This window comes from Planococcus soli (assembly GCF_016881065.1).
In the GTDB taxonomy this organism is placed as follows: domain Bacteria; phylum Bacillota; class Bacilli; order Bacillales_A; family Planococcaceae; genus Planococcus; species Planococcus soli.
This window is the reverse complement of the sequence record NZ_WXYN01000050.1, coordinates 60,325-70,583: the sequence shown is the minus strand read 5'-3', so window position 1 is coordinate 70,583 and position 10,259 is coordinate 60,325. Positions and strand designations below refer to the sequence as shown.

Below are 10,259 nucleotides of genomic sequence, written 5' to 3'. Positions count from 1 at the left end.
TTGACGTTTTGCTGTTCAGTTTTCAAGGTTCAATTTGTTCGCCGCGCTCATTGGCGACTTGATTAATATACCATGCTGATATACGGGAGTCAACAGTTTATGCAAAAAACTTTGGTTTTATCTAGAACTCTTTTTTAAAATGAGGCTACTGCAATTTTATATGAATAAAATCACCATCACATTTCAGCTCTCGAATCTTTTCAAAGCAACCAAAAGTATAAATTAAAAGCCTGATGTGTTTGAGCCTTTTCCAATAACCAAACAGCTCGCTCCTGCCTCCATTCAGAATGCTAATAAAGTTCTAGCAGGATCGGGTTCAAAATAGCAGAGCAAGTGGTTCATTAATAAGTGAAGACAATAAAGTTAAAGGCACGGGCCAACGTTCACTGTTCTTTGCTCTCGTTCCAGACAACTACAGAGCCTGACACTTAATTCTTTGGCGCTGTCTTTGCCCCAGCCCATCAAAGAACTCCACTGTAAGATAATACTCTTCGTTCGAAAAAGCTTTTGCTCTGCCCAAGGGTTGTGACAGTCGTCTGCTTTGAAAATTTCCGCATTGAGGCCGCGCAAAGAAAATATCGCAGCAGAGTTTTACAAATCTACAGCCACTGAGCAGATCATTGATGGCCGCGGCAGCACTGTGAACCAAAAACGTTTGGATAGACTATAGGAGTTTTTGGACCGGACGGCTCTCTTCCAACTCGCTGCATAATTTTTTTACATGAAAAAACCCGCTGAATGGGATCAGCGGGCTGGAAACTTTTTTTATTCTTCGTCTTCTTCTGGTGTTTCTTCTATATCATCAATCTTTTCGTCAGCAACAACATCTTCTTCTTCATAGACATCTGCTTCAGCACTTTCTTCGATCAATGTTTTTTCGATATCCTCTTCAATCTCTTCCAGATCTTCAGGAATCTCAATATCTTTTTTGACTTTCGCCACAGTAGCGACAATCTCATCGTCACCAAGACGAATTAACCGAACGCCTTGTGTGCTTCTGCCTGTTGTTGAAATATCGTTGACGTCCATGCGGATCAGAATTCCGTTGACGGTGATCAGCATGATGTCTTCGGTTCCGTTAACAGTTCGCACTGCAACAAGCGGTCCATTTTTATCGGTGATCTGGCAAGTCTTGATTCCCATGCCGCCTCTTGATTGGACACGGTACTCAGCTTCTTTTGTCTGTTTGCCGTATCCTTTTTCCGTGATGACCAATACATTGTCGTTAGGGTCCAAAATCTCCATGCCGACCACTGCATCTCCTTCACGAAGACGGATGCCCCGGACTCCGCTCGCTGTGCGGCCCATGCTGCGAATGTCTGTTTCAGGGAATCGGATCAACGCACCATTTTTTGTGCCGATGACCATTTCCTTAGTACCGTCTGTCAGCTTCACTGAAATCAGTTCGTCTTCTTCACGGAGGCTGATAGCAATCAAACCGTTTTGGCGAATGTTGGCGTAATTCGTGACAGGGGTCCGTTTACTGATACCTTCGCGTGTCGTAAAGAAGAAGAACGCATCTTCTTTGAATTCGTTGACGCGTATCACGGCTGTAACTTTCTCTTCCTTGCTGATCTCCAATAGGTTGACCAGCGGCAAGCCTTTGGCAGTGCGGCCGTATTCAGGAATCTGATAGCCTTTTTTGCGGTACACTTTCCCTTTGTTCGTGAAGAACAAAATGGTGTCGTGAGTGGACGTGTACAGCAAATGTTCTACGAAGTCATCTTCATTTGTGCCCATGCCCTGCACTCCGCGTCCGCCGCGTTTTTGGCTGCGGTACGTATTCGCCGGCAAACGTTTGATATACCCGTTGTGCGTCAGCGTTAAAACTGAAGCTTCCACTGGAATCAAATCTTCGTCTTCGAACATTTCCGCTCCGCCGGTCGTAATTTCCGTTCTGCGTTTATCGCTGAAGCGCTCTTTGATTTCAAGCATCTCTTCCTGAATGATTTCAAGAATGCGGTGTTCATTCGCTAGAATATCCCGAAGTTCTTCAATCAATTTTACCAGGCCTAAATACTCTTCCTCGATTTTATCGCGTTCCAGGCCAGTTAAACGCTGCAAACGCATGTCTAAAATCGCTTGCGATTGGCGTTCAGTTAAATTGAAATCCGTCATCAGTCCATTGCGGGCCTGTTCGGCAGTCTGTGAACCACGGATCAGGGCAATGATGGCATCGATATGATCCAATGCAATACGGAGACCTTCCAAAATATGGGCACGGTCTTCTGCTTTGGTTAACTCGAATTGGGTACGACGGCGAATCACCACTTTTTGATGCTCCAAGTAATGGAAAAGAATTTCTTTCAAGCCCAGAACTTTTGGATGGCCGTCTACCAGCGCCAGCATATTGATGCCGAAACTCGTTTGCATAGCTGTTTGTTTATATAAATTATTCAATAAGACACTTGCACTGGCATCTCTGCGAACTTCGATGACGATGCGCATGCCGTTGCGGTCAGATTCATCCCGCAGATCGGTAATACCGTCAATCCGCTTATCGCGAACCAGCTCAGCAATCTTCTCAATCAATCGTGCTTTGTTTACCTGGTATGGAATTTCGTTGACGATGATGACTTCCTTGCCATTGGCTTTTGTCTCGATGTCAACAACCGAACGGATCAAAACAGAGCCTTTCCCAGTTTCATAAGCACGGCGAATGCCGCTGCGTCCAAGAATAATGCCGCCCGTCGGAAAATCAGGGCCCGGAATGAATTCCATCAATTCTTCAGTCGTGATGGCTGGGTTATCAGCCAATGCCAGCACAGCATCAATGGTTTCGCCCAAATGATGCGGTGGAATATTGGTCGCCATACCAACTGCAATACCGGAAGTCCCGTTTACTAGCAAGTTTGGGAAACGGCTCGGCAAAACAATCGGCTCTTTTTCCTGGCCATCATAGTTATCTCTATAGTCAATTGTATTTTTATTTAAGTCGCGCAGCAACTCCATGGAGATCTTCGACATTTTAGATTCAGTGTAACGCATCGCTGCAGCCGAATCTCCGTCAACAGACCCGAAATTTCCGTGTCCGTCCACCAGCATATAGCGGTAGCTGAAATCTTGTGCCATGCGGACCATGGTTTCATAAACAGCTGTGTCACCGTGAGGATGGTATTTACCAATAACGTCTCCAACGATACGCGCTGATTTTTTATAAGCTTTGTCTGAGGTAATCCCCAAATCGTACATTGCATAAAGAATGCGGCGATGAACCGGTTTTAACCCGTCACGCACATCCGGCAAGGCACGGGATACGATTACGCTCATTGCATAATCCAAAAAAGAAGTTCGCATTTCCGTACTTATGTTTATTTCTTCAACACCACTGCTAGGCCGTTCAGCCATACCCGCAGCCTCCTCTCAACTCTACATCACTTAAACGTCCAGGTTTTTAACGTATTTTGCATTTTCTTCGATAAAGTTACGGCGCGGTTCAACGTCGTCTCCCATTAAGATGTGGAATGTTTCGTCCGCTACCATTGCATCGTTTAACGTGACTTGCAGCAAAGTCCGGACATCCGGATCCATTGTCGTGTCCCATAGCTGTGTTGCGTTCATTTCTCCTAGCCCTTTATACCGCTGAATATTCGGCTTTGGTGTTGGAGATAATTTTTCAAGTGCTTCTTTTAATTGCTGATCTGTATACACATAATCCACGTGCTTGCCTTGTTTGATCTGGAACAGTGGTGGCTGCGCAATATAAATATAGCCAGCTTCAAGCAACGGGCGCATGTAACGGAACAAGAACGTCAGAAGCAAGGTGCGAATGTGCGCTCCATCGACATCAGCATCAGTCATGATGACGACTTTATGGTAGCGTGCTTTTGCCAAATTGAATTCTTCGCCGATTCCTGTACCCAGCGCTGTAATGATGTTGCGGATTTCAGCATTGGTAAGAATACGGTCAAGACGGGCTTTTTCCACGTTCAAGATTTTCCCGCGAAGCGGCAAAATAGCCTGGAAATGGCGGTCACGGCCAGATTTTGCAGAGCCGCCAGCCGAGTCACCCTCAACAATGTAAATTTCACTGATTTTAGGATCGCGTGATGAACAGTCGGCCAATTTACCCGGCAGACTTGAAACTTCTAGCACAGATTTGCGGCGCGTAAATTCACGGGCTTTTTTAGCAGCCATCCGTGCATGGGAAGCCATGATTCCTTTTTCAATGATTTTTCGCGAAACGGATGGATTCTCCAATAAGAACCGCTCAAATCCGCCAGAGAATAAATTATTGACGATGGTGCTGACTTCCGTATTGCCCAACTTGGTTTTTGTCTGGCCTTCAAACTGTGGATCCGGATGCTTAATGGAAATGATTGCAGTTAATCCTTCGCGCACATCGTCACCAGTCAAATTCAGGTCCTGCTCTTTCAGCATGCCGTTTTTGCGGCCATAGTCATTAACTACACGCGTGAGAGCAGTTTTAAAGCCGGATTCATGCGTTCCGCCTTCATGGGTATTGATATTATTGGCAAAAGAGAAAATATTGGCTGCATAGCCGGCATTGTATTGCATTGCAACTTCCACGGTAATGCCTTCTTTTTCAGCTTCAACGAAAATGGCTTCTTCGTGCAGCGGATCTTTTGTTTTGTTCAAGTGCTCAACGTACGACTTGATGCCGCCTTCGAAATGATAGACTTTTTCTTTTTCTTCCCCTTCGCGCTCATCTTTTACGACAATTTTTAAGCCGCGGTTCAAATAAGCAAGTTCGCGCAGGCGATGATCTAAAATATCAAATTCATAAACAGTGGTTTCCTTGAAAATTTCCGCATCCGCTTTAAAACGGATCGTCGTGCCTGTATGATCCGAGTCGCCGATGACATGCAAATCTTCGGTTACTGCACCGCGTTCAAATTTAATGTAATGTCTTTTTTCATCACGGTTAACGTAAACTTCCGTCGTTTCAGACAAAGCATTTACGACAGAAGCACCTACTCCGTGAAGGCCGCCCGATACTTTATAGCCGCCGCCGCCAAATTTACCTCCGGCGTGCAGCACTGTCATGATAACTTCAACTGCCGGGCGCCCCATTTTTTCCTGCATGCCAACGGGAATTCCACGGCCGTTATCTTCTACGCGGATCCAGTTGTCCGGTTCAATCGAAACTTTGATTTCCGTACAATGACCGGCCAAAGCTTCGTCTATGCTGTTATCGACGATTTCCCACACTAAATGGTGAAGCCCTCTTGAACCGGTAGATCCAATATACATCCCCGGTCTTTTCCGAACAGCTTCCAATCCTTCCAATACTTGAATCTGACTCGCTTCATATGATTCCTGTAAACCTTTTTCTTCCATAGCCATTCCATTCACCTGCTCTTTCTTACGCATTTCTTCATGCCGCATGTTCATCGATCTATATTTTTCGTAATCGCCAGTTTCCGGTAAAGAGAATTATAAATGCAATTTTTGCTTGCAAGCAGCCGCACAAAAGCAGCCGGCATCTTATTCTTGTATGGGATGACGGCACTAATTTCCGCTATTCGGAAGGTCGGCTGCTCTAATCTGGATAGGCATATATTTATACATTGACTGTTCCGTTGGAAACTTCAAAAAGACGGGCACTTTGGATTGTTTCATGCTGGATGCCTTCGACACTTGTCGTTGTGACAAAGGTTTGGACAGATCCTTTAATCGTATTCAATAAATGGGATTGTCTGTAGTCATCCAATTCAGAAAGCACATCATCAAGCAACAGGACGGGCGCTTCTCCAACTTCCTGCTTGATCAGCTCGATTTCAGCTAATTTTAAAGACAAAGCCGTAGTCCGCTGCTGCCCTTGCGACCCATAAGTCTGGACATCATAGCCATTAACAAAAAACTGAAGTTCATCGCGGTGAGGGCCAACAAGCGTTACTCCGCGTTCAATTTCCCGTTTGCGGACTTCTGCCAGTTTCTGCTCTAAAAAGGACGCCATTTCTGCAGGCGTCCATTCAGGCTTTAAACCGCTGATCGGTTGATAGCGGATTTGAAGTTGTTCCAGCCCCCGGGAAATGCCGTGATGGATCGGTTCTGCCCATTTCTGCAAAAGCTCCATAAACTGATAGCGCTTGCGGATGATTTTGACAGCCGACTCGATAAATTGTTCTGTATAAACATCAAACATGACGTCATTGATTGTTTGTTTCCCATAATGTTGCTTCAATATGTGATTTCTTTGTTTAAGCAATTTTTGGTAAGTCACTAAATCATGCAAATATACTGGAGAGATTTGTCCAATTTCCATGTCAATAAAACGTCTTCGTACTTGAGGACTTCCTTTGACAAGGTGCAAATCTTCAGGCGCAAACATCACAACATTCAATTGGCCCACGTAATCGCTCAGCCTGCGCTGTTCCAAATGATTGACTTTCGCTTTTTTCCCTTTTTTTGACAAGGTAATCTCAAGCGGAAGTTTGCCGTATTTACGGAAAACATCAGCTTTAATTTTACCATATTCCGCATCCCAGCGTACCAATTCCTTGTCATTGGAAGTACGGTGGGATTTTGCCATGGATAAAACATACAGTGATTCCATGATATTGGTCTTACCTTGTGCATTTTCTCCTATAAAGACGTTGATCTCTGGAGAAAATTCCAGTTCTAGCGATTCATAGTTCCTGTAATTGACAAGCTCAAGGCGGTCAATCCGCATCGAAGCTCATGCCTTCAGCGGTCACGATACGAAAATCTCCAAACTCTGGAATATTGACGAGATCATTTGCACGCAGCTTCCGGCCTCTGCGGTTTTCAGCTTCACCATTTACAAAAACTTCATGTTCTCCCAAAAACCATTTGGCCATTCCGCCTGAACTTATTGTATCCGTCATTTTTAACAATTGCCCAAGTGTTATATATTCAGTCTCAATCCCGATTTCTCTCAAAATGCACTCATCCTTCGATTCATAGTCTATCCCTCTATTTTACCCTATTTTAGCTAAAAAGTAAAAAGGATAGCCTAGATGGCTATCCTGAGGGTGTGTTTTAAATTTAATATGTTCGGACAGGAAGAATCAGCTGCAAAATCGAGTCGTCCAATGCCGATTTCAAAATGAATGGACGCATCGCTCCAGTAAACTGAATGACGACATCTTGTCCGTCGATCGCTTTTAGAGCATCCATCATAAATTTAGCACTGAAAGAGATTTTCAGTTCTTCTCCTTCGATGCTTTGGGCTTGAAGCTGCTCTTCTACTTTTCCTACTTCAGGCGAGTTAGAAGAAACTTCCACTTCGTTTCCTGCACTTGCGGAGAAGCGGACAACGTTATTGCGTTCTTCTCTTGCGAGCAAAGATGCCCGGTCAATCGCCTGCAGGAGCGAACGGCCGTTTACGGTGACGGTAGTCTTGTATTCTGCCGGGATTAAACGGGTCGTATCCGGATAGTTCCCTTCCAATAGACGTGAGAAGAAAAGAATGTGCTTGGATTTGAATAAAACCTGTTGGTTGGTCATGACGATTTCGACGGCTTCAGAAGTATCATCCAGAATTTTGTTTAATTCGGTCAAGCTTTTACCAGGAATTACGACGCTGTATTCCCCTTCCGGCAAAGTTTCCAGTTTGGTTTTACGGCGTGCCAAACGATGGCTGTCGGTTGCTACACAAACAAGTTCTCCATCTTTTACTTCCCAATGGACGCCTGTCAATACAGGGCGCGTTTCAGAACTTGATACAGCAAAGACCGTTTCACGGTTAATGGTCTTAAGCAGATCCGCTGGAATCGTAAACAAACGATCATCTTGGATATCAGGCAATTGTGGATAATCCATTGCATCCAGTCCGATCAAGTGGAATTCAGATTTCCCAGAACGGATATGTGTCTGGAAATTTCCTGTGATTTCAATTTCCACTTCATTTGTCGGCAATTTGCGAATGATCTCCCCAAAAACTTTGGCTTGGAGAACAATGCTTCCTCCATCTGTTACTTGGATAATCTGTTCCCCATCTTCTTCTGCTGGGATAAATGTTTGGATCGTGATATCTGAATCACTGCCTGTCAATCTCATTCCATCTGAAGAAACATCCATTTTTATTCCCGTTAAGATCGGAATCGTGGTTTTTGAACTTACCGCTTTCATTACATCGTTTAATCCTTCAACTAATCGCTCACGTTTTATCTCGAATTTCATTCTCGAACCTCGCTTATATATATATTTTATTTAAAGGCTTTTAAAGTAATAGTAGTAGTAGGGGCTGTGAATATGTGGATAAGCCCCATAGAGTCAATAAAAGCAGCTTATCCACATGTAGACAGTCTGTGCATAAACTGCTTGCTTATTTATTGGGTTATCCACAGCCTTTTTTACTTGCCAAGCGCACTTTTGATGTCTTTGACGTCTTGCTGAAGCTGCTGATTGTCTTTTAGCATTTTAGAAATTTTGTCATGTGCGTGAATAACGGTTGTGTGATCGCGCCCGCCAAATTCCTCGCCGATTTTGGGCAAAGAGAAATCGGTCATTTCACGGGACAGGTACATCGCGACCTGGCGTGGATAGGCAATATCCTTTGTCCGGCGTTTGGTTTTAAAATCTTCCAGTTTGACGTTAAACTGCTCGCCGACTGCATTTTGGATATCTAAAATCGTGATAACCTTCGGCTTTGAGTTCGGCATAATGTCTTTTAAAGCTTCTGCAGCCAGTTCCGCACTCATATCGCGGTTGATCAAAGAGGAATAAGCCACAACACGGATTAGCGCCCCTTCAAGTTCGCGGATATTCGAATCGATGGAATTGGCGATATAGGTCATGACGTCGTTTGGAATGTCCAATCCATCCGCTTTTGCTTTCTTGCGCAAAATAGCAATCCGGGTTTCCAAATCAGGAGGTGTAATATCCGTGATCAAGCCCCATTCAAAGCGGGAGCGGAGGCGATCTTCCAGTGTCGGGATCTCTTTTGGAGGCCGGTCACTCGAAATGATGATCTGTTTGGACTCTTCGTGCAAGGTGTTGAATGTATGGAAAAATTCTTCCTGTGTCTGCTCTTTGCCTGCTAAAAACTGGATATCATCAATGAGGAGAATGTCGACACCCCTGTATTTATCACGGAATTCGCCAGTTTTATTGTCGCGGATCGAATTGATAAATTCATTTGTAAATTTCTCCGAAGATAAGTAAACCACTTTGGCGTTCGGATTGTGTTCCAGGACATAATGTCCGATTGCATGCATTAAATGTGTCTTGCCAAGTCCTACTCCCCCATAGATAAACAGCGGGTTATAAGCTTTTGCTGGCGCTTCGGCCACGGCCAAAGAGGCGGCATGGGCGAAGCGGTTGCCTGAACCAATTACAAACGTATCGAAAGTGTATTTAGGATTCAGCATGCCAGGCAAAAACTCTTGCTGCTGGTCTTGTCCCGGTTTAACACGAGGCGCAGGGAGTTGAAAATCATCCATATCCTGATCTTTGGGCACAACAAATTTGATCATCATATCATCACCGGTGGAATCCGATAAAATTCCGGTAATCAAGTGTACGTAATGGTTTTCCAACCAATCACGTGCAAAGGAATTCGGCGCTGAAATAGTGACGGTATCATCCTGGTAGGATAAAAGTTTTGTCGATTTTAACCACGTTTCAAAACTTGGTTTGGAGATTTTAGTTTCAACTTGGGCTAAGACACTCGACCAAAGTTCGTCTAAGTGTTCCAATAGCTCGTCTCCTTTATATGTAACTATATTTTAAAGTATATCATACACAAAACCACAGCTTGTGGATAACATTTGCAAACAAGGTGGTGAATAACTATCCACACCTTACCCACAATTTGTGGATAACTTATTTAGGGTGAAAACTATTAACAAGTGAAAACAAGTTAATGTTACCAAAAAAGATGAGACAATACAAGAAGTTCTTTAAGTTATCCACATAACTTTTTTTGCTCACACAAGAACTATCCACAAGGGCTTTGTATGTTAAAAAACTGTAGATAAGGCATGTGGATAATTATTTTGGAGAAAAAAATAGTGCACAGGACATCAAGGGATAAAGTTTCGATCTGTGTATAACTTGAAAGAGGCGGAGAAAAGAGATGTAGTAGCCTTTTACAATAAGACATTGACATTTGCACCCGTGCGCCTTTATAATAGTCGAGACTGTCTTTAGTAAAAATAGTTAACTCTTATTATAGGAGGTGTCACATATGACATTGCGCACATACCAACCAAATACACGCAAGCACAGCAAAGTACACGGCTTCAGAGCACGTATGAGCACAAAAAACGGACGCAGAGTAATAGCTGCACGCCGTCGTAAAGGAAGAAAAGTATTATCAGCTTAAGTCC

The 10,259-nt window shown here is 44.0% G+C and carries 7 protein-coding genes; 1 reads left to right on the top strand and 6 read right to left on the bottom strand.

The genetic code is table 11. The features are described from left to right. Nucleotides 1-765: 765 nt before the first annotated feature. The 6 genes from gyrA to dnaA all read right to left on the bottom strand — a co-directional run bounded on the left by gyrA (nt 766) and on the right by dnaA (nt 9,626). On the bottom strand, nt 766-3,348 hold the full coding sequence (gyrA, locus tag GJB59_RS14895; RefSeq protein WP_142830342.1) for a DNA gyrase subunit A: 2,583 nt from the start codon (nt 3,346-3,348) through the stop codon (nt 766-768). 30 nt (nt 3,349-3,378) lie between these two features. After that, complete coding sequence (gene gyrB, locus GJB59_RS14890) at nt 3,379-5,307, bottom strand: DNA topoisomerase (ATP-hydrolyzing) subunit B (protein ID WP_142830340.1); 1,929 nt, start codon at nt 5,305-5,307, stop codon at nt 3,379-3,381. Between the two features lie 217 nt (nt 5,308-5,524). Beyond that, on the bottom strand, nt 5,525-6,637 hold the full coding sequence (recF, locus tag GJB59_RS14885) for a DNA replication/repair protein RecF (RefSeq protein ID WP_142830338.1): 1,113 nt from the start codon (nt 6,635-6,637) through the stop codon (nt 5,525-5,527). Further along, the gene (yaaA, locus tag GJB59_RS14880) at nt 6,627-6,866 is read right to left on the bottom strand and encodes a S4 domain-containing protein YaaA (RefSeq protein ID WP_142830336.1); all 240 of its coding nucleotides are present in this window, start codon (nt 6,864-6,866) and stop codon (nt 6,627-6,629) included. Before yaaA ends, recF begins: the two co-directional genes overlap by 11 nt. A gap of 106 nt (nt 6,867-6,972) precedes the next feature. Further along, the gene (gene dnaN / locus GJB59_RS14875) at nt 6,973-8,109 is read right to left on the bottom strand and encodes a DNA polymerase III subunit beta (protein ID WP_142830334.1); all 1,137 of its coding nucleotides are present in this window, start codon (nt 8,107-8,109) and stop codon (nt 6,973-6,975) included. Between the two features lie 173 nt (nt 8,110-8,282). Next, a complete protein-coding gene (dnaA, locus tag GJB59_RS14870; RefSeq protein WP_142830332.1) occupies nt 8,283-9,626 on the bottom strand; it encodes a chromosomal replication initiator protein DnaA in 1,344 nt (447 codons plus the stop codon). A gap of 491 nt (nt 9,627-10,117) precedes the next feature. Between dnaA and rpmH the strand changes: the two genes are divergently transcribed. Next, nucleotides 10,118-10,255, top strand: coding sequence for a 50S ribosomal protein L34 (gene rpmH, locus GJB59_RS14865; protein WP_006830546.1), 138 nt, complete (start codon nt 10,118-10,120; stop codon nt 10,253-10,255). The last annotated feature ends 4 nt before the right edge of the window (nt 10,256-10,259 follow it).